This window comes from Cronobacter muytjensii ATCC 51329 (assembly GCF_001277195.1).
Classification (GTDB): domain Bacteria; phylum Pseudomonadota; class Gammaproteobacteria; order Enterobacterales; family Enterobacteriaceae; genus Cronobacter; species Cronobacter muytjensii.
The window spans coordinates 2,000,791-2,025,073 of the sequence record NZ_CP012268.1; the positions used below are offsets into that span (position 1 = coordinate 2,000,791).

Below are 24,283 nucleotides of genomic sequence, written 5' to 3' on the forward strand. Positions count from 1 at the left end.
TGCCGCCGGGCGCGGGCGCCCGGTTATTGCGCGTTAAACGGGCTGTGATTATTCAGCACGGCGTCAATAACCTGTAGCGCGCCGCTCTGGTTGTTGGAGCCGGTCGCAAAACGCGCCGTCTCTTTGACCTCTGCCGCCGCGTTGTCCATCGCGAAGGAATATTTCGCAAGGCGCAGCATTTCGAGATCGTTGGCGCTGTCGCCTACCGCCACGCAGGCGTCCGGCTCAATGTGCCAGCGCGCCATCAGTCGCTCAAGACCGCTGGCCTTGTGCGAGCCGGGGATTATCAGATCGACAAAGCCGTAGCCGCTGGTGACCGGCTTCACGACGCCTTCCAGCTCGTTGTGGAGATTCTCAATCAGCGCCGGGATCTGGTCATCCGGCAGGTTGAGCGAGAATTTGAAAATGATGTCGTCGATAGCGAAGAGCGAGTCAACCGGCTTGAGCCGGTGATAATGCTTCGACATCAGGCTGATAAACGCTTCCGGCGCGCCCGCCTGGTAGTAGGCGCTTTCCAGCCCGCAGACCACATAGTTGAAATCGCCCTGCGCCGAGAGCGTCGTTATCACCTGATGATACTGCTCGCGCGTCAGCTCGCCGTGGTGTATGCGCTCGCCGTGGTCGTAAACCAACGCGCCGTTTTCTGCGACAAAGGCAATCTCATCTTTGATCTCCGGAAAGAACGAGATGAGCTGGTAATACTGGTTGCCGCTCGCCACCACAAACTTAATGCCCTGCTGCTTCAGCGCCGCATATTGCGTTGTAAACCTCTCTTTGTCGTACTGTTTGTTATCGTTAAGAAAGGTGCCGTCCATATCTACTGCGATGAGCTGAATTTTCATACTGCCTCATTTAATCGTTATCACATCAGCGGCTCATGCTATCACTGTTTTATCAGCTTTCCATATGAGTAAAGGTGGAATCATTTTCATATGAAAGCTAACGCGACAGCGCGTTGCAAGTTGACTATAGCGGAAACTGGCGCGCGGTGAAGCAGCAAGGGGGATGAGAACAGAATGATGACCGGGCGGCGAACGCCCGGTGCGGTTAGCGGCTGCGCTTGGCGTGGCGTTCCCAGTTTTCCTGCTTCGCCTCGGCGGACTTTTTCAGCGCCACGTAACAGGCGCCGCTTCCCCCGTGATGGGCGAGCGCGGTGCAAAACGCCTGTACGTCGTCAAGCTCGGTGAGCCAGCGCGCCAGATAGCTGCGGATGACATTCGCATGGGAGTTATCCTCACGCCCTTTGCCGTGAATGATAAGCAGATTACGCAGCCCGTCGCGCTTCGCCTGATGGATAAACGCGAACAGCATCTGACGACACTGCTCCACCGGCTGACGCAACAGGTTCAGGCTCGCCTGCTGGGTATATTTGCCGAGCCGCAGTTTATCCAGCACGCCCTGCTGCAACCCCTCGCGGCGAAACTCCAGCGGCTCCTTAAGCGGGATAAGATCCAGAAAACCGGTCGTGAGCGGATTGTCGAGCTGCAGCGTGTCGATGCGCTGCGCCGGACGGCGGTTCTGCGGCTTCAGCCACGGCGTGGCGTCAGCGTTTTTCAGGGGTTTGACATCTTCCATGGCGTCAAGAAAGAGTGATTTGTCGTCAGGGTTCACGGTCAATCCTCCGGGACGTCTTCAGGGCGCACACTATAGCCTCCCTTTCAGAATGGCTCAATGCGCAGCAAGAGGGGGAATATTTTCATCAGGCGCAGCGGCGCTGCCTGCGGGTTATCCTCGCGATGACGAGGGCGGCTAAATCATCAACAACGCGGTTATCGCCAGGATAGCGGGATCACATTATTTCGTTTCCGCTCAGGAGAGTGTTAAATATCTGTGAATAAAATCACCCCGCCGCTGTGACAATATGCTTTCCAGTTGCTATATATTCATTATCCGCATGTTAAGGAATAATAATAGCGGTAACAAAGCCTGGAAGCGCTGCTGTGTGTACTGTAGGGCCTGAATATGATGTCTTCAGGCTCTATTTTTTATTTTCCAGAAAAAATAACCCCCGCTGTGTTTTTTCTGGAAATGCCGCAGCATCAGGTTTGTGTTTATCCCGCACTGAGGCGCTCATAATGCGCCGGGCGCGCCTTTGATGGCCGCTTCAGGCAACGGAATACCCGCATTTCCCCTTCCCGTTCCTCCTGTGGCGGTATGGTGAGCGCCCCGCCGCCATGCTATTTTTGTCGCCTCAACAAGGAGAACGCCAATGCTGACTTTACTGGAAGACAACATCGACACGCCGCTCGGCCCCTTGTGGGTGATTGCCGATGAAGAGATGCGCCTGCGCGCCGTCGAATGGGAAGAACACAGCGACCGCATGGAGCAACTGCTGGCTATCCACTATCGTCAGGAAGGCTTTCGCCGCGTGAGCTGCGAAAACCCCGGCGGGCTGAGCGACCGCCTGCGCGCGTGGTTTGCAGGCGATCTTACCGCCATTGACGACCTGCCCACCGCCACTGCGGGCACGCCGTTTCAGCGAGAAGTCTGGCAGATGCTGCGCACCATTCCCTGCGGTCAGGTGATGCATTATGGCGAGATGGCGCAACGGCTGGGGCGTCCGGGCGCAGCTCGCGCCGTGGGGGCGGCAAACGGCGCCAACCCCATCAGCATCGTGGTGCCCTGCCACCGGGTTATCGGGCGCAACGGCACTTTAACCGGGTATGCGGGCGGCGTGGCGCGTAAAGAGTGGCTGTTGCGCCATGAAGGGTATTTGCTGATTTAATTTTCCCTGTAAAATAATATTTTTTGGGAATTATTAAATCCGCCGTAATTCAGATGGATGGCACTAAACGTCAGATTTAAACAGGATCTTTTAGATAATTGCGTCTTAGCCGGATTTACCTGTACGGTCAAAATATGTTAAAATTGACCAATATCAATTAAGGCTTGAGCGAACTTATGATCCCGGAAAAGCGAATTATACGACGCATTCAGTCTGGCGGTTGTGCCATCCATTGCCAGGATTGCAGTATCAGCCAGTTGTGTATCCCTTTTACCCTGAATGAGCATGAGCTTGATCAGCTCGATAATATTATCGAGCGTAAAAAGCCCATCCAGAAAGGGCAAACGCTGTTTAAAGCGGGCGATGAATTAAAATCGCTGTACGCTATCCGTTCCGGCACAATTAAAAGCTACACCATTACCGAACAGGGCGACGAGCAGATCACCGGCTTTCACCTGGCAGGCGATCTGGTGGGTTTTGACGCTATCGGCACCGCGCATCACCCAAGCTTCGCTCAGGCGCTGGAAACCTCAATGGTCTGTGAAATCCCGTTCGAGACGCTCGACGATCTCTCCGGGAAAATGCCGAGCCTGCGCCAGCAGATGATGCGCCTGATGAGCGGCGAGATCAAAGGCGACCAGGACATGATCCTCCTGCTCTCCAAAAAGAACGCGGAAGAGCGCCTGGCGGCTTTTATCTATAATCTGTCGCGCCGTTTCGCGGAACGCGGCTTCTCCCCGCGCGAATTTCGCCTGACCATGACGCGCGGCGATATCGGCAACTACCTGGGCCTGACCGTCGAAACCATCAGCCGACTGCTGGGGCGTTTCCAGAAGAGCGGTATGCTGGCCGTGAAAGGCAAATATATCACCATCGAAAACCACGAAATCCTGGCGGAACTGGCCGGACAATCGCGTAACGTGGCATAAGCTTTTCCCCTCCCGCCGGATCGTTAAATTTTCCTGATTTATTGATCCGGCTGGGAATTCTCTCCTGTTTCATTCACATCTTATGGGTTACTCTTAAACGACAAACTGTGGGTATGCAGTTGTAAGGAGACCCTGTATGGCAAGGTATCAAAACGTGCTGGTGGCCATCGACCCCAATCAGGATGACCAACCGGCTCTACGGCGTGCAGTTTATCTACACCAGCGAATTGGCGGGCGCATTAAAGCCTTTCTGCCGATTTATGATTTCTCCTATGAAATGACTACGCTTCTGTCGCCTGACGAGCGCACCGCAATGCGCCAGGGCGTCATCAGCCAGCGCACCGCGTGGATCCGCGAGCAGGCGAAATATTACTTAGACGCAGGCGTTCCCATCGACATCAAAGTGGTCTGGCATAACCGCCCCTTTGAGGCCATCATCCAGGAAGTGCTGAGCGGCGGTCACGATCTGCTGCTGAAAATGGCGCACCAGCATGACCGGCTGGAATCGGTGATTTTCACCCCGACCGACTGGCACCTGCTGCGTAAATGCCCCTGTCCGGTCTGGATGGTGAAAGACCAGCCGTGGCCGGAAGGCGGCAAAGCGGTGGTCGCGGTGAATCTTGCGAGCGAAGAGCCTTACCATACCGGCCTTAATGAAAAACTGGTGCGCGAAACGCTGCATCTGGCCGAACAGGTAAACCATACCGAAGTGCATCTGGTAGGCGCTTACCCGGCGACGCCGATTAATATCGCCATCGAACTCCCCGATTTCGACCCGAGCGTCTATAACGACGCGATCCGCGGTCAGCATCTGCTGGCGATGAAAGCCTTACGCCAGAAATTCGGTATCGGCGAGCGCCTGACCCATGTTGAAAAAGGACTGCCTGAAGAGGTTATCCCGGATCTCGCGGAACATTTACAGGCCGGGATTGTGGTGCTTGGCACCATCGGGCGCACGGGCATTTCGGCGGCGTTCCTCGGCAACACCGCCGAGCAGGTGATTGACCATCTGCGTTGCGACCTGCTGGTCATCAAGCCGGACGATTTCCAGAGTACGGTGGAGCTGGATGACGAAGAGGACGATGACGACTGACGTCACTGCCACAAAAAACCCGCCGGTCGGCGGGTTTTTTATGGCCTGAACGCAGGCCCGATGCTTAAAAAAACCGCCAGCGGGCTGGCGGCTTTTCACTTTTTGACGCTTACAGCGCTTTCAGGATCGCATCGACGCTCGCTTTGGCATCGCCGAACAGCATCTGCGTATTTTCTTTAAAGAACAGCGGATTCTGAACGCCTGCGTAGCCGGTATTCATTGAGCGCTTAAAGACGATGACGTTCTGCGCTTTCCAGACTTCCAGCACCGGCATTCCGGCAATGGGGCTCTTAGGATCGTCCTGCGCGGCCGGGTTAACGGTATCGTTCGCGCCGATAACCAGCACCGTGTCGGTGTCAGCGAAATCGTCATTGATCTCATCCATCTCCAGCACGATATCGTAAGGCACTTTCGCCTCCGCCAGCAGCACGTTCATATGGCCCGGCAGACGGCCCGCGACCGGGTGAATGCCAAAGCGCACCTTGATGCCCCGCGCGCGCAGCTTCTCGGTGATTTCCGCGACCGGATATTGCGCCTGCGCCACCGCCATGCCGTAGCCCGGCGTGATGATGACGGACGTGGAGTTTTTCAGCATTTCGGCCGTCTCTTCGGCGGTAATTTCCCGGTGCTCGCCCGCTTCTTCGCTCTCGCCGGTAGAGGAGCCATCCGTGCCGAAGCCGCCGGCAATCACGCTAAAGAACGAGCGGTTCATCGCCTTACACATAATGTAAGAGAGGATTGCGCCCGACGACCCCACCAGCGCGCCGGTGACGATCAGCAGATCGTTGCTCAACATAAAGCCTGCGGCCGCCGCAGCCCAACCGGAGTAGGAGTTCAGCATGGAGACCACAACCGGCATATCCGCGCCGCCGATGGACGCCACCAGATGCCAGCCGAACGCGAGCGCGATAATCGTCATCACGAACAGCGCGAAGCCCTGCATGCCGGTGCTTTCGGTCTGCACGAAAATCAGCAGCAGAATGAAAGAGACCACCAGCGCCGCCAGGTTCAGCTTATGGCGGTTCGGCAACATCAGCGGTTTTGAGGAGATCTTGCCGCGCAGTTTGCCAAAGGCCACCACCGAACCGGTAAAGGTTACCGCGCCGATGAAAATGCCGAGGAACACTTCGGTCAGGTGAATATTCACCAGAACCGGCGCGAGGCCCGGCTCATGGTGCAGATAGCTGTTAAACCCTACCAGCACCGCCGCGAGGCCCACGAAGCTGTGCAGAATAGCCACCAGCTCCGGCATTTCGGTCATTTCGACGCGTCTGGCAAGACGAATGCCGATAGCGCCGCCGATAGCCATCGCGATGATTATCCAGCCCACATTGCTGGCATACGGCCCGAAAATAGTGGCGATCAGCGCAATCGCCATCCCTGCGATGCCGAACAGGTTGCCCTGTCGTGAGGTTTCGTGTTTAGAAAGCCCCGCCAGGCTGAAAATAAAGAGAATTGCGGCGACGATGTACGCAGCCGTAACTAATCCTCCAGACATGAGTGACCCCTTAGTTCTTCCGGAACATTTTCAGCATGCGCTGAGTGACGGTGAAACCACCAAAAATATTGATGCTGGCAATAAGAATCGCGATAAAGCTGAAGAAGCTTATCCAGCCGCCATCGCCAATCTGCAGCAGCGCGCCGACCACGATAATCCCTGAAATCGCGTTCGTTACCGACATCAGCGGCGTATGCAGCGCATGAGAGACGTTCCAGACCACGTAATAACCGACCACGCAGGAGAGCGCGAAGACGGTAAAGTGGCCGAGGAACTCTTTCGGCGCGACGTTCGCCAGCCAGCCGAACAGGATAATGGCGAGCGCGATGAGCGCATATTTACGCCACGGCGACGCGGGCGCGGGCGGCTCTGCCGGCGCGGCTTTCGGTTTCGCGGCGGCGGCCTGCGGCTGCGCGGAAACCTGAATCGGCGGCGCAGGCCAGGTGACTTCGCCCTCACGGATAACCGTCACGCCGCGCACCACGACGTCATCGAAATCGACCACGACCGCGCCGTCTTTCTCTTTGCACAGCAGTTTCAGCAGGTTGACCAGGTTGGTACCGTAAAGCTGAGAGGACTGGGTCGGCAGGCGGCCCGGCAGATCGGTATAGCCAATCACTTTAACGCCGTTGGCGGTGACGAAAATTTCATTCGGCACGGTATATTCGCAGTTGCCGCCGTTTTGCGCCGCCAGATCGACAATGACGCTGCCCGGCTGCATCGAATCAACCATCTCGCGGGTGATGAGCTTCGGCGCGGGTTTGCCCGGGATAAGTGCAGTGGTGACGATAATATCCACCTCTTTCGCCTGGGCGGCGAACAGCGCCATCTCGGCCTTGATGAAGGCTTCGGACATCACTTTGGCGTAGCCATCGCCGCTGCCCGCTTCTTCTTTAAAATCGAGTTCCAGGAATTCGGCGCCCATGCTTTGCACCTGCTCCTTCACTTCCGGGCGGGTGTCGAACGCGCGCACAATCGCGCCGAGGCTGTTGGCGGCGCCAATCGCGGCAAGGCCCGCGACGCCTGCGCCAATCACCATCACTTTGGCCGGCGGCACTTTACCGGCGGCGGTTATCTGGCCGGTGAAGAAGCGTCCAAACTCATGCGCGGCTTCCACAATAGCGCGGTACCCCGCGATATTGGCCATCGAACTCAGCGCGTCCAGCGACTGCGCGCGGGAGATGCGCGGCACGGAATCCATCGCCATCACGGTGACGTTTTTCGCGGCCAGTTGCTCCAGCAGTTGCGGATTCTGGGCAGGCCAGATAAAGCTAATCAGCGTCGTGCCGGGGCGCAGCAGCGCAATTTCATCCTCCTGCGGCGCGTTGACCTTGAGAATGACGTCCGATTCCCAGACCCCGGCGGTTTCCACCACGCTTGCGCCTGCGGCGATATACGCGTCGTCATCGAAACTCGCAAGCTTACCGGCATCGCGTTCCACCGCGACGCTGAACCCCAGCTTCAGCAGCTGCTCCACCGTTTTTGGGGTCGCCGCGACGCGGGTTTCCAGCGCCACCCGCTCTTTTGGTACACCAATTCGCATAGTATTCCCTTCCATCGATTTTTTAAGATGGTCTGTCACTCGCTAGCAGACGAAAACGCCCGGCGAAAAGCGTGGCGCCGTGGTATTCGCCATCCATATCGTTGTCACAAACTTTCTATAACCTACTGAAATAAACGCCTTCGATCTACCATCGGGCACAACTATTTAACGGATAATGAGTGAAAGTGTAGCGGCTGAGCCGTCTGACAGGGATTTTTGCTTAAAACTGGCGCTCAGCCGCTACGATTGTGCGCTTTGCGGCCGGTAAAAAACGATTCTGCACGGCTGTAGCGGCTTGGTTTAACAATGATTTAACTTAAAAAGTCATAAGCTTTATCAATTTTAGTGGTCAGTGGCCGATTTTCGCCATTCATAACCTGAAGTTATTTATCAACCGCAAGCGGCAGCATCAGGTGTGAAAAATGGCGCAGACATCCGGCACCTTTCAATGCAATAATCAACGACTAACCATTTACACACAGGCTGTATCAGTACCTGTTTTGCGCAAGGCGAAGGACAATTTTTATGAAGCTCAAGAACACCCTTCTGGCGACTGCCCTGTTTTCCGCGGCATCGCTGTCAGCTCAGGCGGCGACAGAATTAACGCCGGAACAAGCCTCGGCGCTGAAGCCGTATGACCGCATCGTCATCACGGGCCGTTTCAACGCTATTAATGAAGCGGCTACTGCCGTTTCTCGTCGCGCAGACGCTATGGGCGCGGCCTCTTTTTATATTCTCGACACCAGCGACACCGGCAACAGCGGCAACTGGCGCGTAGTGGCTGATGTATACCGCGAAAACGCGCCGAAAGCCGAGGCCCCGAAAAACCGCGTTATCAACGGTGTGGTTGAGCTGCCGAAAGATCAGGCCATCGCCCTTGAGCCGTACGATACCGTCACCGTACAGGGCTTTTATCGCAGCCAGCCTGAAGTGAACGACGCCATCACCAAAGCGGCGAAAGCCAAAGGCGCCGCGTCTTTCTGGATTGTGCGTCAGGTCGACACCAACCAGGGCGGCAACCAGCGCATCACGGCCTTCATCTATAAAGCTGACGCGAAAAAACGTGTCCTGCAGAGCCCGGACGCCATTCCGGCAGACTCTGACGCAGGCCGCGCGGCGCTCGCCAAAGGCGGCGAAGAAGCCAAAAAAGTTGAAATCCCGGGTATCGCCACGACCGCAACGCCGAGCAGCGACGTAGGCCGCTTCTTTGAAACGCAGTCGTCGAAAGGCGGTCGTTACACTGTCACTCTGCCGGACGGCACAAAAGTCGAAGAGGTGAACAAAGTCACCGCCGCCCAGATGGTGCCCTTCGACAGCGTCAAGTTTACCGGGCATTACAGCAGTATGACCGATATCTCCTATAACGTGGCGAAACGTGCCGCGAAGAAAGGCGCGAAGTACTACCACATCACCCGTCAGTGGGAAGAGCGCGGCGGCAACATGACCATCAGCGCCGACCTCTACAAGTAAGCCCTCCTCTTTAAAAAAAAGCGGCCCTGGCCGCTTTTTTTGTTTTTCCGCTACATTTTGTGTATGTCGCATTGCAAGCGAGCTTCGCACTCCGTAAAATCCCGCGCCTTAGTGCGATCCACCATTTTTATGCGCTCTGGCACAATAATTATTCTGGATCTTTCCTTTTGCTAAACAGGTTGTCTATGGAAAAGAAGCTTGGCCTCGCCGCGTTAACCGCGCTTGTTTTAAGTTCCATGCTGGGTGCCGGGGTATTCAGTCTGCCGCAGAATATGGCCGAGGTGGCAAGTCCGGCGGCGCTGCTGATTGGCTGGGGGATCACCGGTGTGGGGATCCTGCTGCTGGCGCTCGCGATGCTGCTGTTAACCCGTCTGCGCCCTGACCTCGACGGCGGCATCTTTACCTACGCCCGCGAAGGGTTTGGCGAGCTGGTCGGCTTCTGCTCCGCGTGGGGTTACTGGCTGTGCGCGGTGATTGCCAACGTCTCGTATCTGGTCATCGTTTTCTCCGCCCTGAGCTTCTTTACCGACTCCCCCGAACTGCGCCTCTTTGGCGACGGCAACACCTGGCAGGCGATCGTCGGCGCTTCCGTCTTACTGTGGATCGTGCATTTTCTCGTGCTGCGCGGCGTCCAGACAGCGGCAAGCATTAACCTTGCGGCAACGCTTGCGAAGCTGGTGCCGCTCGGCCTGTTTGTGGTGCTGGCGGTTATAGCCTTCCGCCTGCCTACCTTTACGCTCGATTTTACCGGCATCGACCTCGGTGTGCCCGTCTGGGAGCAGGTGAAAAACACCATGCTCATTACGCTGTGGGTGTTTATCGGCGTGGAAGGCGCGGTGGTGGTCTCGGCCCGCGCGCGCAATAAAAAAGATGTCGGCATGGCGACACTGCTCGCGGTCCTCGCCGCGCTCACTGTTTATCTGCTGGTCACCCTGCTGTCGCTTGGCGTGCTGGCGCGTCCGGAGCTGGCGCAGATGCGCAACCCCTCAATGGCGGGCCTGATGGTCAATATGATGGGATCCTGGGGCGAAGTGATTATCGCCGCCGGGCTTATCGTCTCCGTATGCGGCGCCTACCTGAGCTGGACGATTATGGCCGCCGAAGTGCCGCTGCTGGCCGCGCAGTATAAAGCGTTCCCGCGTCTTTTTGCCCGCCAGAACGCGCGCAACGCGCCGTCGGCGTCGCTGTGGCTTACAAACGCCAGCGTGCAGATTTGCCTGGTGCTGATCTGGGCGACCGGCTCCGATTACAACACGCTGCTTACCATCGCCTCAGAGATGATTCTGGTGCCCTATTTCCTTGTCGGCGCCTACCTGCTGAAAATCGCCCGTCGTCCGATGCATCAGGCGATTGCTGTCGGGGCGTGCATTTATGGCCTATGGTTGCTGTATGCCTCAGGCCCGATGCATTTACTGCTTTCCGTGGTGCTGTACGCGCCTGGCGTGTTGTTCTTCCTCTACGCGCGCCGCACCCATGTGGAAAACGTGGCGCTGAAAGGACAGGAGAAAGTGGTCATTGGTCTGTTGCTGGTCGCCGCGTTGCCGGCCACCTGGATGCTGGTGCGCTAATCTCCCTGTCCCCTTAGCTTAAGGAGAGTCATGGTGAAAAAACTGGATAAGCCCATCGTCATCACCGGCGCAGGCCGCCGAATCGGTCTCGCGCTGGCGCACCATTTCCTGGCGCAGCATCATGATGTGATTGTCAGCTACCGCACCCGCTACCCGGCAATCGACGTGCTGGAAGAGGCGGGCGCGGTCTGCATTGAGGCGGATTTCTGCCATGACGAGGGCATTCTCGCCTTTGCGGACGCAGTAAAAGCGCGCACCACCCATATCCGCGCGCTGCTGCACAACGCCAGCGCCTGGCAGGACGAAAGCCCCGGCGTGCCGCCGTCCGAGGTACTGTGCGCCATGTTGCAAATTCATGTACACGCGCCCTATCTCCTGAACTTCGCCCTTGAGCCGCTGCTGCGCGGCCAGGGCCATGCCGCCTGCGATATTATTCACTTTACCGATTACGTCGTGGAGCGCGGCAGCGACAAGCATATCGCCTACGCCGCCAGCAAAGCGGCGCTCGATAACCTCACCCGCTCGTTCGCCCGTAAGCTCGCGCCGGAAGTGAAAGTGAACGCCATCGCGCCATCGCTCATCCTTTTTAATGAGCATGACGATCCGCAATACCGCCAGAAAGCGCTTAACAAGTCGCTGATGAAAATCGCCCCCGGCGAAAAAGAGATTATCGACCTGGTGGATTATCTGCTCACCAGCCGTTACGTCACCGGACACAGCTACCCCGTAAACGGCGGCCGCCCGTTGCGTTAACCTGTTGAGCCACCGTTGCTGGCGCGCCGCGCCCGCCCGGTGTATCCTGGTGTTTTTACCGCAACGCAGAGTGCTATGAGCAAGATCGTTTTTGTTGAAGATGACCCGGAAGTCGGCGAGCTTATTGCCGCCTATCTGGGCCGCCATGATATCGATGTGATTGTCGAAAGCCGCGGCGATCGCGCCGAGGCGGTCATTGAACGCGAGAACCCGGATCTGGTGCTGCTGGATATTATGCTGCCGGGCAAAGACGGCATGACCCTGTGCCGCGATCTGCGCACCCACTGGCACGGGCCGGTAGTGTTGCTGACCTCGCTTGACAGCGATATGAACCACATCCTTTCGCTCGAAATGGGCGCCAGTGATTACATTCTGAAAACCACGCCGCCTGCCGTGCTGCTGGCGCGTCTTCGGCTGCATCTGCGTCAGCATATGGCCGCGCCCGCGCCTGGTGAAACGGCCCCGACGCGCCAGCCGCATAAAGCGCTGCGTTTCGGCACGCTGTGCATCGACCCGCTGAACCGCCAGGTGACGCTGGCAGGCGAGCAGGTCGCGCTTTCCACGGCGGATTTTGACCTGTTATGGGAGCTCGCCACCCATGCGGGACAGATCATGGACCGCGACGCGCTGTTAAAAAACCTGCGCGGCGTGAGCTATGACGGACTGGATCGCAGCGTGGATGTCGCGATTTCACGGCTGCGTAAAAAGCTTAATGACAGCGCCACCGAGCCGTATCGGATTAAAACCGTGCGCAATAAAGGGTATCTGTTCGCGCCGCATGCCTGGGAAAGCGAAGCGTAACTGCCGCGCCGCGCAAAAGCGCGGCGCAACTGCTGTCTTAAATCTGCGCCATGCCGCCATCCACAAACAGCTCGACGCCGTTCACATAGCTCGCCTCGTCTGACGCCAGAAACAGCACCGCTTTCGCTATCTCAGCCGGCAGGCCAACGCGCCCGAGCGGGATCTGCGTGAGAAAATCTTTTTTCACGCGCTCGGCCTCTTCGCCACCGCCAAAGAGCGCATTAAGCCCTGCCGTTTCGGTGACGCCGGGGCTGATGGCGTTGACGCGGATATTACGGTCTTTGAGATCGAGCACCCAGTTGCGGGCGAAACTGCGCACTGCCGCTTTGGTCGCCGAATAGACGCTGAATGCGGGCGTGCCGCTGACGCTTGTGGTCGATGATGTCAGAATAATCGACGCCCCGTCGCGCAACAGCGGCAGCGCTTTCTGCACGGTGAAGAGCACGCCTTTGACATTGATGTCGAATGTCTCGTGATAATGCGCTTCGGAAATGGCGCCCAGCGGCGCGAATTCGCCGCCGCCCGCGTTAGCGAAGACGACATCGATATGGCTGTGGCGCTGTTGAACGGCCTCATACAGGCGGTCGATATCGGCAAGCTGGCTCATATCGCCGCGCACACCTGTGACGTTGTCACCTAGCTGTCTCTGCGCCTCGTCCAGCGCCGCCTGACGGCGCCCGGTGATAAACACCTGCGCGCCTTCGTCAGCAAACGCTTTGGCTGTTGCCAGCCCAATGCCGCTGGTGCCGCCAGTCACAATAACCACTTTATTGCCAAAACGTGCGTTCATCATTTTCTCCTCAGTGAATGTAACGAAACGTCCTGGGCTGAGAATAAGCCCTTCCCATCAGGCTGTGTACCAGGACAAAATGGCACCCTGCGTTCTGTCTGAGGAACGATAATGCAACCCGATCTCAACGACTATTTTTACTATGCCGAAGTGGTAAACCACGGCGGGTTTGCTGCGGCGAGCCGCGCGCTGAAGCAGCCGAAATCAAAACTAAGCCGCCGTGTGGCGGGGCTTGAGGCACAGCTTGGCGTGCGGCTGATTGAGCGCTCCAGCCGCCGCTTTCGCGTGACCGATATCGGCCAGGCGTTTTATGAACAGTGTCGCGCTATGCTGCTGGAGGCGGAAAAAGCCCAGGCGGTGATAGCGCAGGCGCATAAAGAGCCGCAGGGCGTGGTGCGCTTCAGCTGCCCGACCGGGCTGGTAGAAATTATCTCGACTACGCTACCCGCGTTTATGAACCGCTACCCGCAAGTCAGGCTGCAAATCATCGCGATTGACCGGCCTGTCGACCTGATAGAAGAGCGCATTGATATCGCACTGCGCGTGCGCACGGAGCTTGCGAGCGACGCGGAGCTCATCATGCGCTCGCTGGGCACGTCGAGCCGCATCCTGGTGGCCAGCCCGACGCTTGCTAACCAGTTAACGGGCAATATCGACAGCCTCGCCAGCTACCCGACGCTCGGCACCAGTGACGAACCCGGAGAAATCAGCTGGGCGCTGGAACATGAACAGGGCAAGCGCTGTCTGATTCGCCATCAGCCGCGGCTGAGCTGTGGCGATTTCACGGCGATCCGCGCGGCGGCGATAGCGGGCCTTGGCATTGCGCTGCTGCCGGATCACGTCTGCGCGCAGGCGCTTAAAAGCGGTGAGCTGGTACAGGTTTATCGCGGCTGGAAGGGGCAGCGAGGTATTGTGCATCTTGTGTTTACCACGCGCCGCGGTCTGCCGCCCGCGGTCAGGGCGTTTATCGACCACCTGGCAGCGAACTTTCCGCACACGACATCGGTCATTAAATAACCGCGCCGCGCGGACGAGAGATTGTCATGAAAAAACTCTTTATCCAGTTCTATTTGCTGCTGTTTGTCTGCTTTCTGGTGATGACGATGCTGGTCGGGCTGGTCTATAAATTCACCGCCGAACGCGCGGGCCGCCAGTCGCTGGACGACCTGATGAAAAGCTCGCTCTACCTGATGCGCAGCGAGCTGCGGGAAATTCCGCCGCATGAATGGAACAAAACCATTAAAGAACTGGATTTAAACCTGTCGTTTAAGCTGCGGATCCAGCCGCTCAGCCAGTTTCATCTCGATGACATCAACAGCCGCCGTCTGCGCGAGGGCGAAATTGTGGCGCTGGACGATGAATATACGTTTATCCAGCGTATTCCGCGCAGCCACTACGTGCTCGCCGTCGGCCCGGTGCCGTATCTCTATTTTCTGCATCAGATGCGGCTGCTGGATATCGCGCTGATTGCGCTGATTGCGATTTCGCTGGCGCTGCCGGTGTTTATCTGGATGCGGCCCCACTGGCAGGAGATGTTGCGCCTGGAGGCGGCGGCGCAGCGGCTCGGCGACGGACACCTTGATGAACGCATTCATTTTGATAAAGCCTCGGGCTTCGCGCGGCTCGGCGTGGCGTTCAACCAGATGGCGAATAACATTAACGCGCTGATTGCCAGCAAAAAACAGCTTATTGACGGCATCGCTCATGAACTGCGCACTCCACTGGTGCGGCTGCGCTACCGGCTGGAGATGAGCGATAACCTGAGCGCGGCGGAGTCGCAGGCGCTAAACCGCGATATCGGTCAGCTCGAAGCGCTCATTGAGGAGCTTTTGACCTATGCGCGACTCGACCGCCCGCAAACGGAACTGCACCTGACGCACCCGGCGCTGTCCCGCTGGCTGCATGAGTATGTCGATGACGCGCGCTCGCTGCACCCGGAACGCGAGCTGGTGCTGGCTCGCGTTGATGAAGGCGATTACGGCGCGCTCGATATGCGCCTGATGGAGCGCGTGCTGGATAATCTGGTGAATAACGGGCTGCGTTACAGCGAACAGCGGCTGAGGATCGGGTTATCGCTGCAGGGCGCGCAGGCGACGCTTGAAGTGGAAGACGACGGCCCCGGCATTCCGGAAGCAGAACGCAGCCGGGTATTCGAGCCGTTTGTGCGTCTCGACCCGAGCCGCGATCGCGCTACGGGCGGCTGCGGCCTCGGGCTCGCCATCGTACAGTCGATCGCCACCGCGATGAGCGGCCAGGTGAGCGTCGCGCAGAGCACGCTCGGCGGCGCGCATTTTCGTTTCAGTTGGCCAGTAGTGCCTGATGACGCGTAATTTCGGGGTGCGCGAGATTGAGCCGGTTGTCGATGGCGGGTGCGCTGCGCTTGCCCGCCCTGCACGCAGCCAGGTTATGACATACATATGCGAAGCAACTGGTGGGATGGCGGCTGACAACATACCTGCATGAACGGAGTGGGAGCATGGCGGGTGCGTTTGCCTGCCCTGCACGCTAGCCTGTACGCCTGAGGCATGCCACGCGTAAGGGGGTTAAGCGAAGCGCCATCCGCTGTTTCGCCCTCTCACTTACCGTTCTCACCTCGCCCGCGCCACATGAACACGCTTTAACGCCCATTCTCCTCTGCGCCCCCATCCTTTCTGCCTGACTTTTTAATTCGCTATGGCTAAACCCGGCGAAATTGTGCTAAATATATAGTATGTTGTAACTAATGAGAGATCATCATGGCCCGTTACGATCTGGTTGAACGCCTCAATATCACTTTTCGTGAGTTAGAACACGCGCTGATGGAAATGCGCGATGGCCTTGCGGCCTGTCGCCTGCTGGCGGGACGGGTATTCACTCTGCCGGAAGTGGAAAAAGGCAAAGAGCACGATCCGTTACTCACTATCGCCGTGACGCAAAAAATCGGCAAAGAGGCGCAGGAGGCGGCGCTGCGCCACTTTACGCACCTGTTTATCCAGCAGCAGTCGGAGAAACGCAGCAGCAAGGCGGCGGTGCGCCTGCCTGGCGCGGTCTGCTTTAGCGTTGATGACGCAAAGCATAAGGCGCTGCACGCGCTGGCTGAGAAAATCAACACGCTCAAAACCCAGCTCGAAGAGATCATCACCGTGGAATCGGGCCTGCCCTCCACCCAACGTTTTGAGTGGGTACACCGCTATCTGCCGGGGCTTATTACGCTCAATGCCTACCGCCGTCTGACGGTGCTGGATAATCCGGCCACGCTGCGCTTCGGCTGGGCTAATAAACACATCATTAAAAACCTGACGCGTGATGAAGTGCTGGCGATGCTGGAGCGCGGGCTTAAAGCGCCGCGCGCGGTGGGCGGGCTAACCAAAGAGCAGTGGCACGCGAGGCTGACGCAGGAGTACAACGATATCGCGGCGCTGCCGCAAAAAGCGCGGTTAAAAATCAAGCGCCCGGTGAAGGTGCAGCCGGTGGCGCGGGTCTGGTATGCGCAAAACCAGCGACAGGTGCAGTATGCCTGCCCGTCGCCGCTGATTGTGCTGTGCCACGCCACGCGCGGCGGCGCGGTGCCGGATATCGGCGAGCTGCTTGATTACGACGCGGAAAACGTCCAGCACCGCTATAAGCCGCAGGCGGAAGCGCTCGTCATGATGATCCCCCGCCTGCACCTCTACCTCGCGCCCTGATCAGGGCTTCATGCTGCCCACCATTTCTTCCGGGCGCACCCAGGCGTCAAACTCCTCCTCGCTGAGATAACCGAGTTTCAGCGCGGAGGCCTTGAGCGTCAGCCCCTCTTTATGCGCTTTCTTGGCGATTTCCGCCGCTTTGTCGTAGCCGATATGGGTGTTGAGCGCGGTCACCAGCATCAGCGATTCGTTAAGCAACTGGCTGATGCGGTCGCGGTTCGGCTCAATGCCGACCGCGCAGTGGTGGTTGAAGCTCTCCATGCCGTCCGCCAGCAGACGCACCGATTGCAGGAAGTTATGGATAACCATCGGGCGAAAGACGTTAAGCTCGAAGTTACCCATCGCCCCGCCCATATTCACCGCCACGTCATTGCCCATGACCTGACAGCAGAGCATGGTGAGCGCTTCGCACTGGGTCGGGTTGACTTTGCCCGGCATGATGGAAGAACCCGGCTCGTTTTCCGGAATAGAGATTTCGCCGATGCCGCAGCGCGGGCCGCTTGCAAGCCAGCGTACATCGTTCGCGATTTTCATCAGCGAGGCCGCGAGTCCTTTGAGCGCGCCGTGGGCCTGCACCAGCGCGTCGCAGGTGGCGAGCGCCTCGAATTTATTGGGCGCGGTCACGAACGGCTGGCCGGTGAACGCAGCAAGCTCTTTCGCCACGCGTTCGGCATATTCCGGGTGAGTATTGAGCCCGGTGCCGACGGCCGTGCCGCCGAGCGCCAGCTCCGCCAGATGCGGCAGGCTGTGGTCGATATGCTTAAGATTGTGCTCAAGCATCGCCACCCAGCCGGAGATCTCCTGGCCGAGCGTCAGCGGCGTGGCGTCCTGCAGATGGGTTCGACCAATTTTCACGATATCGCTAAAGGCGCTCGCCTTGTCGCTGAGCGTTTTGTGCAGTACCCGGAGTTGCGGAATAAGCTGTTCGCGCAGGGCGATAACCGCCGCGACGTGCATCGCCGTCGGGAAAACGTCGTTTGAGCTCTGGCTTTTGTTGACGTCGTCATTCGGGTGCACTTTACGGGCCATACCGCGCTCGCCGCCGAGAATTTCGCTCGCCCGATTGGCCAGCACCTCGTTCATGTTCATGTTGGTCTGGGTGCCGGAGCCGGTCTGCCAGATAGCAAGCGGGAATTCGTCCGGGTGCGCGCCTTCCAGCACCTCATCCGCCGCGTTGATGATGGCGTCGCCGCGCTCGGCAGGCAGCAGGCCGAGATCCATGTTGACCTTCGCGGCGGCGCGTTTCGTCAGCGCCAGCGCCTGGATAAGCGCCGTGGGCATTTTCTCGGTAGAGATACGGAAATGCTCCAGCGAACGCTGCGTTTGCGCGCCCCAGAGTTTATCGGCCGGCACGTCGATTGCGCCCATGGAATCTTTTTCACTGCGGTAGGCGGTCATTACTTTCTCCTTGATAACAAAGATGGGATAGCTCACAGGCTTAAGGAATAAGTATTGATGCGTTAAAAAAACCTGCACGGCGCTTTGTGCGCTCTTGTGGGGTGGCGATTTTGATGCTTGGGTGTCAGGTGGCGGCTTCAGCTTACCTGCCTGTAGGTGATGCCGCGCTATATTTAGCCAGGCCGGGTGAGCGCAGCCGCCCACCCGGCAAGGCGTTACATTACTTCAGGCACGCCGAGCACTGGCCGGACTGGATCTGCTGGAAGAAATCGTTGCCTTTGTCATCCACCAGGATAAACGCCGGGAAATCTTCCACCTCGATTTTCCAGATAGCTTCCATACCGAGTTCCGGATATTCAACGCACTCCAGATGCCGGATACTGTTCTGTGCCAGTACCGCCGCCGGGCCGCCGATGCTGCCGAGGTAGAAGCCGCCATGTTTTTGACAGGCGTCGGTCACCTGCTGGCTGCGGTTGCCCTTGGCGAGCATAATCATGCTGCCGCCGTGAGACTGTAGCAGATCCACGTAAGAATCCATGCGTCCGGCGGTGGTCGGGCCGAGCGACCCGGAGGCGTACCCTTCCGGCGTTTTGGCCGGGCCCGCGTAGTAGACAGGATGATCTTTGACGTACTGCGGCAGCCCCGCGCCGCTGTCGATGCGCTCTTTGAGCTTCGCGTGCGCGATATCGCGCGCCACGATGATAGTGCCGGAGAGCGACAGCCGCGTGGAAACCGGGTATTGCGACAGCTGCGCCAGGATCTCGCTCATCGGACGGTTGAGATTGACCCGCACCGCTTCGCCCTCGCCGGCGCGACGCAACGCCTCTGGAATATATTTGCCGGGGTTGCTTTCGAGCTTTTCTATCCAGATGCCATCGCGGTTGATTTTGGCTTTGATGTTGCGGTCCGCGGAGCACGAGACGCCCATACCCACCGGGCAGGACGCGCCGTGGCGCGGCAGACGGATCACACGAATATCGTGCGCGAAATATTTGCCGCCAAACTGCGCGCCGAGGCCGAGATTGCGCGCCTCCTGCAACAGCTCCTCTTCAAGCTTAACGTCGCGGAACGCCTGGCCGTGCTCGTTCCCTTCGGTCGGCAGGCCGTCATAATATTTGGTCGAGGCGAGTTTGACCGTTTTCAGCGTCGCCTCCGCCGAGGTGCCGCCAATGACAAAGGCCACGTGGTACGGCGGGCAGGCCGCGGTGCCGAGCGTGCGCATTTTCTCCACCAGATACGCTTTCAGTTTGCCAGGCGTCAGCAACGCTTTGGTTTCCTGGTAGAGATAGGTTTTGTTGGCGGAGCCGCCGCCTTTGGCGATGCAGAGGAATTTATACTCGTCGCCGTCGACGCTGTAGAGATCAATCTGCGCCGGCAGGTTGGTGCCGGTGTTGACCTCTTTGTACATATCCAGCGCCGCGTTTTGCGAATAGCGCAGGTTATCCTGCGTGTAGGTCTCATAGACGCCCTGCGCCAGCGCGGCTTCATCGCCGCCGCCGGTCCAGACGCGCTGGCCTTTTTTACCCATGATGATCGCGGTGCCCGTATCCTGGCAGGTCGGCAGAATGCCTTTGGCGGCAATCTCCGAGTTGCGCAGGAATTGCAGCGCCACATATTTATCGTTTTCGCTGGCTTCCGGGTCGCTCAGAATATCCGCCACCTGCTGTTGATGCGCCGGGCGCAGCATAAACGAGGCGTCGTGGAAGGCGTGGCGAGCCAGCAGCGTCAGCGCCTGCGGCTCGACTTTCAGGATTTCCTGACCTTCAAATTCGGAAACGGAGACGTGATCGCGGGTTAACAGATAATACTCGGTCTCGTCCTTTTTCAGTGGAAAAGGCTCTTGCCAGAAGAAGGGTTTACCAGACATTGCACTCTCACTTACAGCTTCAGTTATGAAATGTGTCGTCCGCCACATGGTCCATGTGCGGCATGAAAAAGCGAGTCGCCACATGGTACACAATTTTTTAACAAAAACTGAGACTAAACCGACTTTTTGCCCAGCCGGGTTACATCAGTCCGCTTTATTGGTTTAATACCAAAAAACTTTTTTCCTCCGAATACAGGGACTGATCATGCAGAAACTCATTAACTCGGTGCAGAACTATGCCTGGGGCAGTAAAACGGCGTTAACGGAACTTTATGGCGTGGAAAACCCGGACGGCGTGCCGATGGCGGAGCTGTGGATGGGCGCTCACCCGAAGAGCAGTTCACAGGTGCAGGACACGCAGGGCAACATCCGCGCGCTGCGTGATGTGATCGACGCCGATAAAACCGCCCTGCTCGGCGAGCAGGTGGCAGCGCGCTTCGGCGAGCTGCCGTTCCTGTTTAAAGTGCTGTGCGCCGATCAGCCGCTTTCCATTCAGGTGCACCCGAACAAGCAAGCCTCTGAAGAAGGCTTCGCGCGTGAAAACGCGGCGGGTATTCCGCTGGACGCCGCCGAGCGGAACTACAAAGATCCGAACCACAAGCCGGAGCTGGTGTTCGCCCTGACGCCGTTCCTCGCCATGAACGCGTTTCGTGAGTTTTCTGAGATTGTATCCCTGCTCCAGCCTGTCGCGGGCGCGCATACCGCCATCGCGCATTTCCTGGCCGCGCCGGATGCCGACCGCCTGCGTGAACTGTTCGCCGGGCTTCTGAATATGCAGGGCGAGGAGAAATCCCGCGCGCTGGCGGTACTGAAAGCAACCGTCGAGAGCCAGCAGGGCGAACCGTGGGACACCATTCGATTTATCGCGCAGTTCTACCCGGACGACAGCGGGCTTTTCTCGCCGCTGCTGCTGAACGTGGTGAAACTCAACCCTGGCGAGGCGATGTTCCTGTTCGCCGAAACGCCGCACGCGTATCTCCAGGGCGTGGCGCTGGAGGTGATGGCGAACTCCGACAACGTGCTGCGCGCGGGCCTGACCCCGAAATATATCGATATCCCGGAGCTGGTCGCCAACGTGAAATTTGTCGCCAAACCGGCGGCGCAGTTGCTGACCCAACCTGAGCAACACGGCGCAACGCTTAATTTCCCCATCCCGGTCGAGGATTTCGCCTTCTCGCTGCACGATCTCGGCACGCAGCCTGAGCGCCTGGCGCAGGCGAGCGCGGCCATTCTTTTTTGCGTCGAAGGGGAAGCGGTGCTCAGCAAAGATGACCAGCGCCTGACGCTGAAACCGGGCGAATCCGCTTTCGTGGCGGCGAATGAATCGCCGGTCAGCGTGAGCGGCGTGGGTCGTCTCGCGCGCGTATATAATAAGCTCAACTAAGTTACTGATCTTTTAAGCAAGGATTGCTAAGCTTGGTAACATCTTTGCCAGTCATGCCAGACGGACCGCCGTCTGGCTTCGTTTTAAGGGAACTGAACTATGAAAAAATCGCTGGTCGCCGTGGGCGTGATTGTCGCTCTCGGGGTTATCTGGACAGGTGGCGCGTGGTACACCGGTAAGCAGTTTGAAAAACATGTCGGCGAAATGGTCGCCGAAGCCAACGCGCAGCTTAAGCTCAGCGCGCCGCAGGCCGGGCTTGAGCTTGGCTACCAGGATTACCAGCGCGGCCTGTTCAGCAGCCATCTGCAACTGGTGGTCAAACCCGCGGCGGGCCAGCAGGAAGCGCTGCTGAAGCCGGGCCAGAGCGTGGTGCTGGATCAGGTAGTGAGCCACGGTCCGTTCCCGCTGGCCGATCTGAAAAAGCTCAATATCCTGCCAGCGATGGCGTCGGTGCATACCACGCTTGTGAACAACGATACCACCAAAGCGCTGTTTGATATGGCGAAAGGCAAATCGTTCGCCGATGTGCAGACCCGTATTGGCTACGGCGGCGCGACCTCCAGCGATATCAAGCTTCAGGCGCTGAACTATGATACCCCGGATGAGAAAGTGGCGTTCAGCGGCGGTGATTTCCAGCTTGATGCCGACAAAGACGGCAATGACGTGAGCCTGAAAGGCGAAGCGGACAGCGGTCTGGTTAATGCCGTTAACGAATACGGCCAGCATGTGCAGCTTACCTTCAACGGCCTGAAAACTGACGGCAACACAAAGATGACCAGCTTTAAAGAGCGCGTTGGCGAGCAGAAGCTGAGCCTCGAAAAACTGGCGATCGCGATTGAAGGTCAGGAGATGGCGCTGCTCGAAGGCATCAGCCTGAACGGCAAGTCTGACGTGGCGAAAGATGGCAAAAGCATCGACAGCCAGATGGATTACGCCATGAACAGCCTGAAAGTGCAGAATCAGGATCTTGGCAGCGGCAAGATGACGCTGAAAATCGGCAACATCGACGGCCAGGCGTGGCACCAGTTCAGCCAGCAGTATAACGAGCGTAGCCGGGCGCTGATGGCGCAACCGGGCATTATGGATAATCCGGAGCTTTATCAGCAACAGGCCACCGAGATCCTCGTCTCTTCGCTGCCGCTGCTGCTGAAAGGCAACCCGGTGATTACCGTCGCGCCGCTGAGCTGGAAAAACGCCAAAGGCGAAAGCACCTTTAACCTGTCGCTGTTCCTGAAAGATCCGAGCCAGGCGCCGGTGAGCGCCGCGCAGACCAGTCCGGCGGAGCAGCTCGATCGCGTGGTGAAAAGCCTCGACAGCAAGCTGGTTATTCCGGTGGATATGGCGACCGAGATGATGACCCAGGTCGCGAAACTGGAAGGCTATCAACAGGCGGACGCCGAGAAACTGGCGGGCCAGCAGGTGAAAGGCCTGGCGGCGATGGGCCAGATGTTCCGCATCACCACCATGCAGGACAACAGCATTGTGACCAGCCTGCAGTACGCAAACGGTCAGGTGAACCTGAACGGTCAGAAAATGCCGCTCGCGGAGTTTATCGGCATGTTCGGCCTGCCGGGTCTTAACGCGCCAGAGCCGCAGGCGATGCCGGAGCTTGACGCGCCGGGCGCGGCCCCTGCCCCTGCGCCGCGAGGCCCTGCGCTTTCCGTCCCGCAGCAGTAAAAAAGAAAACGGCCTCCCGGGAGGCCGTTTTTTTGGCGCGTCTTAACGGTACGCCACCAGCCGTGGCCCGATGATAAGGCTCCCCGCCGGCTCATCGCCGTGCTGAATGCGCTGCAGGATCCGCTCCGCCACGCAGTGGCCCATCTCCCGCGCGGGCGTCGTCACCCACGTTAGCGGAACTTCATCAAGCCGCTCTTCCGGTACGTCGGCGAACGCCGCCAGCGTGACGCTGTTTTCGAAATAGCTCTCATACCCCGCCTCTCCGCTCTGCCGCCCGGCACGCATCAGGCCAAACCAGGCACCCATCGCGACGGTGCTGTTATGGCACAGCACGGCGGTGATGGTCGGGTTAACGCGCAGGAGTTCGGTAATGGCTTCCGCCGCGGGTTTCTGCCCCGGCTGACACTCGACAATCCATTCGCTGTGAAACGGCAGCCCGTACTGCAACAGCGTCGCGCAGTAGCCGCCGAGCCGTTCAGCGCGGGTCAGTGAGGAACTCGCGCCGCCCAGCCAGGCGATGCGCTGATGGCCGCGACGGATAAGATGTTCGGTGACCAGACGCGCCGCCTGCTGATTATCAGGCCGGACCGTGTCCACTTCATCGTGATGGCTGGCGCGCGAGGCGAACAGCAGTGGAATGCCGCGCCCACGAGCCTGCGCCTGCCACGACGCGCCCGGCCCGCCGCCGCCTGCCACTACCACGCCATCCACGCCGTGATCGAGCAGCGTATCGAGACAGCGCTGCATCCGGGCTTCATCACGCCCGCCCTGCAACAGAAACAGCATCCGCCCCTGGGCCTCCAGCGCCTCGGAAAGCCCGGCTGTCAGTTCGGCGTAAAACGGCGTGGTGAGATCGCGCACAATCAGCCCGACAACGCCGCTTGGCCCGCCGCGCAACGCCGACGCCTGGCGGTTGCGCACAAACCCTAACTGCTCAATGGCGTCGTTTACCCGCTGCCCGGTCGCGCTGGAGATACGACCTTTGCCGCTCAGCACCAGCGACACGGTGGCAACGGACACGCCCGCCGCCTGCGCGACATCATTGATAGTGATTCTTTTCGCCTGTGTCATTGACTACGCTTTTGCTCCGCTCCTGCCAGATAAAACCTTTTACCTGAAACG

General features: G+C 58.6%; 20 protein-coding genes. 12 read left to right on the top strand and 8 right to left on the bottom strand.

The genetic code is table 11. The features are described 5' to 3' along the window. Positions 1-23: 23 nt before the first annotated feature. Together AFK63_RS09285 and smrA are read right to left on the bottom strand one after the other, a co-directional pair. The gene (locus tag AFK63_RS09285; protein ID WP_038863113.1) at positions 24-842 is read right to left on the bottom strand and encodes a Cof-type HAD-IIB family hydrolase; all 819 of its coding nucleotides are present in this window, start codon (positions 840-842) and stop codon (positions 24-26) included. 205 nt (positions 843-1,047) lie between these two features. After that, positions 1,048-1,611, bottom strand: a complete 564-nt coding sequence (smrA, locus tag AFK63_RS09290; protein WP_038863114.1) for a DNA endonuclease SmrA — start codon at positions 1,609-1,611, stop codon at positions 1,048-1,050. 598 nt (positions 1,612-2,209) lie between these two features. Between smrA and ogt the strand changes: the two genes are divergently transcribed. The 3 genes from ogt (at position 2,210) to uspE (ending at position 4,747) form a co-directional block, all read left to right on the top strand. Continuing rightward, on the top strand, positions 2,210-2,725 hold the full coding sequence (gene ogt / locus AFK63_RS09295) for a methylated-DNA--[protein]-cysteine S-methyltransferase (protein WP_038863115.1): 516 nt from the start codon (positions 2,210-2,212) through the stop codon (positions 2,723-2,725). A 176-nt stretch (positions 2,726-2,901) separates the two neighbouring features. Further along, positions 2,902-3,654, top strand: a complete 753-nt coding sequence (fnr, locus tag AFK63_RS09300; RefSeq protein ID WP_004385865.1) for a fumarate/nitrate reduction transcriptional regulator Fnr — start codon at positions 2,902-2,904, stop codon at positions 3,652-3,654. Between the two features lie 136 nt (positions 3,655-3,790). Next, on the top strand, positions 3,791-4,747 hold the full coding sequence (gene uspE / locus AFK63_RS09305; RefSeq protein ID WP_038863116.1) for a universal stress protein UspE: 957 nt from the start codon (positions 3,791-3,793) through the stop codon (positions 4,745-4,747). A gap of 109 nt (positions 4,748-4,856) precedes the next feature. On the opposite strand, the gene pntB is transcribed toward uspE, so the two are convergent. Continuing rightward, positions 4,857-6,245, bottom strand: a complete 1,389-nt coding sequence (pntB, locus tag AFK63_RS09310; RefSeq protein WP_038863117.1) for a Re/Si-specific NAD(P)(+) transhydrogenase subunit beta — start codon at positions 6,243-6,245, stop codon at positions 4,857-4,859. A 10-nt stretch (positions 6,246-6,255) separates the two neighbouring features. Further along, positions 6,256-7,788, bottom strand: a complete 1,533-nt coding sequence (gene pntA / locus AFK63_RS09315; protein ID WP_038863119.1) for a Re/Si-specific NAD(P)(+) transhydrogenase subunit alpha — start codon at positions 7,786-7,788, stop codon at positions 6,256-6,258. Positions 7,789-8,313: 525 nt separating this feature from the next. Here pntA and ydgH point away from each other — a divergent pair. The 4 genes from ydgH (at position 8,314) to rstA (ending at position 12,380) form a co-directional block, all read left to right on the top strand. Next, positions 8,314-9,258, top strand: a complete 945-nt coding sequence (gene ydgH / locus AFK63_RS09320) for a DUF1471 family protein YdgH (RefSeq protein ID WP_038863120.1) — start codon at positions 8,314-8,316, stop codon at positions 9,256-9,258. A 185-nt stretch (positions 9,259-9,443) separates the two neighbouring features. Continuing rightward, positions 9,444-10,826: an amino acid permease gene (locus AFK63_RS09325; RefSeq protein ID WP_038863122.1), complete on the top strand. Its 1,383-nt coding sequence runs from the start codon at positions 9,444-9,446 to the stop codon at positions 10,824-10,826. Between the two features lie 30 nt (positions 10,827-10,856). Further along, on the top strand, positions 10,857-11,579 hold the full coding sequence (gene folM / locus AFK63_RS09330; protein ID WP_038863123.1) for a dihydromonapterin reductase: 723 nt from the start codon (positions 10,857-10,859) through the stop codon (positions 11,577-11,579). Positions 11,580-11,654: 75 nt separating this feature from the next. Next, positions 11,655-12,380, top strand: a complete 726-nt coding sequence (gene rstA, locus AFK63_RS09335) for a two-component system response regulator RstA (protein WP_038863125.1) — start codon at positions 11,655-11,657, stop codon at positions 12,378-12,380. Positions 12,381-12,417: 37 nt separating this feature from the next. On the opposite strand, the gene AFK63_RS09340 is transcribed toward rstA, so the two are convergent. Next, positions 12,418-13,170, bottom strand: a complete 753-nt coding sequence (locus AFK63_RS09340) for a glucose 1-dehydrogenase (protein WP_038863126.1) — start codon at positions 13,168-13,170, stop codon at positions 12,418-12,420. A 111-nt stretch (positions 13,171-13,281) separates the two neighbouring features. On the opposite strand from AFK63_RS09340, the gene AFK63_RS09345 reads away from it, so the two are divergent. The 3 genes from AFK63_RS09345 (at position 13,282) to tus (ending at position 16,835) form a co-directional block, all read left to right on the top strand. Beyond that, positions 13,282-14,187 (top strand): LysR substrate-binding domain-containing protein, encoded by a 906-nt coding sequence (locus tag AFK63_RS09345; RefSeq protein ID WP_038863127.1) that lies wholly within the window; start codon positions 13,282-13,284, stop codon positions 14,185-14,187. Positions 14,188-14,213: 26 nt separating this feature from the next. Further along, positions 14,214-15,500, top strand: coding sequence for a two-component system sensor histidine kinase RstB (gene rstB / locus AFK63_RS09350; RefSeq protein ID WP_038863129.1), 1,287 nt, complete (start codon positions 14,214-14,216; stop codon positions 15,498-15,500). 405 nt (positions 15,501-15,905) lie between these two features. Then, positions 15,906-16,835 (top strand): DNA replication terminus site-binding protein, encoded by a 930-nt coding sequence (gene tus / locus AFK63_RS09355; RefSeq protein WP_038863131.1) that lies wholly within the window; start codon positions 15,906-15,908, stop codon positions 16,833-16,835. Here the strand turns inward: tus and fumC are convergent, their stop codons facing one another. Further along, positions 16,836-18,233 carry a class II fumarate hydratase gene (fumC, locus tag AFK63_RS09360; RefSeq protein ID WP_038863132.1) on the bottom strand — a complete coding sequence of 466 codons (1,398 nt, stop codon included), beginning with the start codon at positions 18,231-18,233 and terminating at the stop codon, positions 16,836-16,838. A 220-nt stretch (positions 18,234-18,453) separates the two neighbouring features. Then, the gene (gene fumA / locus AFK63_RS09365) at positions 18,454-20,100 is read right to left on the bottom strand and encodes a class I fumarate hydratase FumA (RefSeq protein WP_038863133.1); all 1,647 of its coding nucleotides are present in this window, start codon (positions 20,098-20,100) and stop codon (positions 18,454-18,456) included. 205 nt (positions 20,101-20,305) lie between these two features. Between fumA and manA the strand changes: the two genes are divergently transcribed. Continuing rightward, on the top strand, positions 20,306-21,484 hold the full coding sequence (manA, locus tag AFK63_RS09370; protein ID WP_038863134.1) for a mannose-6-phosphate isomerase: 1,179 nt from the start codon (positions 20,306-20,308) through the stop codon (positions 21,482-21,484). A 99-nt stretch (positions 21,485-21,583) separates the two neighbouring features. Continuing rightward, entirely contained in the window at positions 21,584-23,161 is a 1,578-nt protein-coding gene (locus AFK63_RS09375) for a YdgA family protein (protein ID WP_038863136.1), read from the top strand. A 42-nt stretch (positions 23,162-23,203) separates the two neighbouring features. Here the strand turns inward: AFK63_RS09375 and AFK63_RS09380 are convergent, their stop codons facing one another. Further along, a complete protein-coding gene (locus tag AFK63_RS09380; RefSeq protein WP_038863137.1) occupies positions 23,204-24,232 on the bottom strand; it encodes a Mal regulon transcriptional regulator MalI in 1,029 nt (342 codons plus the stop codon). Positions 24,233-24,283 lie beyond the last annotated feature (51 nt).

Coding starts and splice junctions, on each gene's coding strand:
- AFK63_RS09285 (WP_038863113.1), bottom strand. CDS start 842: ATGAAAATTCAGCTCATCGCAGTAGATATGGACGGCACCTTTCTTAAC.
- ogt (WP_038863115.1), top strand. CDS start 2,210: ATGCTGACTTTACTGGAAGACAACATCGACACGCCGCTCGGCCCCTTG.
- fnr (WP_004385865.1), top strand. CDS start 2,902: ATGATCCCGGAAAAGCGAATTATACGACGCATTCAGTCTGGCGGTTGT.
- uspE (WP_038863116.1), top strand. CDS start 3,791: ATGGCAAGGTATCAAAACGTGCTGGTGGCCATCGACCCCAATCAGGAT.
- pntB (WP_038863117.1), bottom strand. CDS start 6,245: ATGTCTGGAGGATTAGTTACGGCTGCGTACATCGTCGCCGCAATTCTC.
- pntA (WP_038863119.1), bottom strand. CDS start 7,788: ATGCGAATTGGTGTACCAAAAGAGCGGGTGGCGCTGGAAACCCGCGTC.
- ydgH (WP_038863120.1), top strand. CDS start 8,314: ATGAAGCTCAAGAACACCCTTCTGGCGACTGCCCTGTTTTCCGCGGCA.
- AFK63_RS09325 (WP_038863122.1), top strand. CDS start 9,444: ATGGAAAAGAAGCTTGGCCTCGCCGCGTTAACCGCGCTTGTTTTAAGT.
- folM (WP_038863123.1), top strand. CDS start 10,857: ATGGTGAAAAAACTGGATAAGCCCATCGTCATCACCGGCGCAGGCCGC.
- rstA (WP_038863125.1), top strand. CDS start 11,655: ATGAGCAAGATCGTTTTTGTTGAAGATGACCCGGAAGTCGGCGAGCTT.
- AFK63_RS09340 (WP_038863126.1), bottom strand. CDS start 13,170: ATGAACGCACGTTTTGGCAATAAAGTGGTTATTGTGACTGGCGGCACC.
- AFK63_RS09345 (WP_038863127.1), top strand. CDS start 13,282: ATGCAACCCGATCTCAACGACTATTTTTACTATGCCGAAGTGGTAAAC.
- rstB (WP_038863129.1), top strand. CDS start 14,214: ATGAAAAAACTCTTTATCCAGTTCTATTTGCTGCTGTTTGTCTGCTTT.
- tus (WP_038863131.1), top strand. CDS start 15,906: ATGGCCCGTTACGATCTGGTTGAACGCCTCAATATCACTTTTCGTGAG.
- fumC (WP_038863132.1), bottom strand. CDS start 18,233: ATGACCGCCTACCGCAGTGAAAAAGATTCCATGGGCGCAATCGACGTG.
- fumA (WP_038863133.1), bottom strand. CDS start 20,100: ATGTCTGGTAAACCCTTCTTCTGGCAAGAGCCTTTTCCACTGAAAAAG.
- manA (WP_038863134.1), top strand. CDS start 20,306: ATGCAGAAACTCATTAACTCGGTGCAGAACTATGCCTGGGGCAGTAAA.
- AFK63_RS09375 (WP_038863136.1), top strand. CDS start 21,584: ATGAAAAAATCGCTGGTCGCCGTGGGCGTGATTGTCGCTCTCGGGGTT.
- AFK63_RS09380 (WP_038863137.1), bottom strand. CDS start 24,232: ATGACACAGGCGAAAAGAATCACTATCAATGATGTCGCGCAGGCGGCG.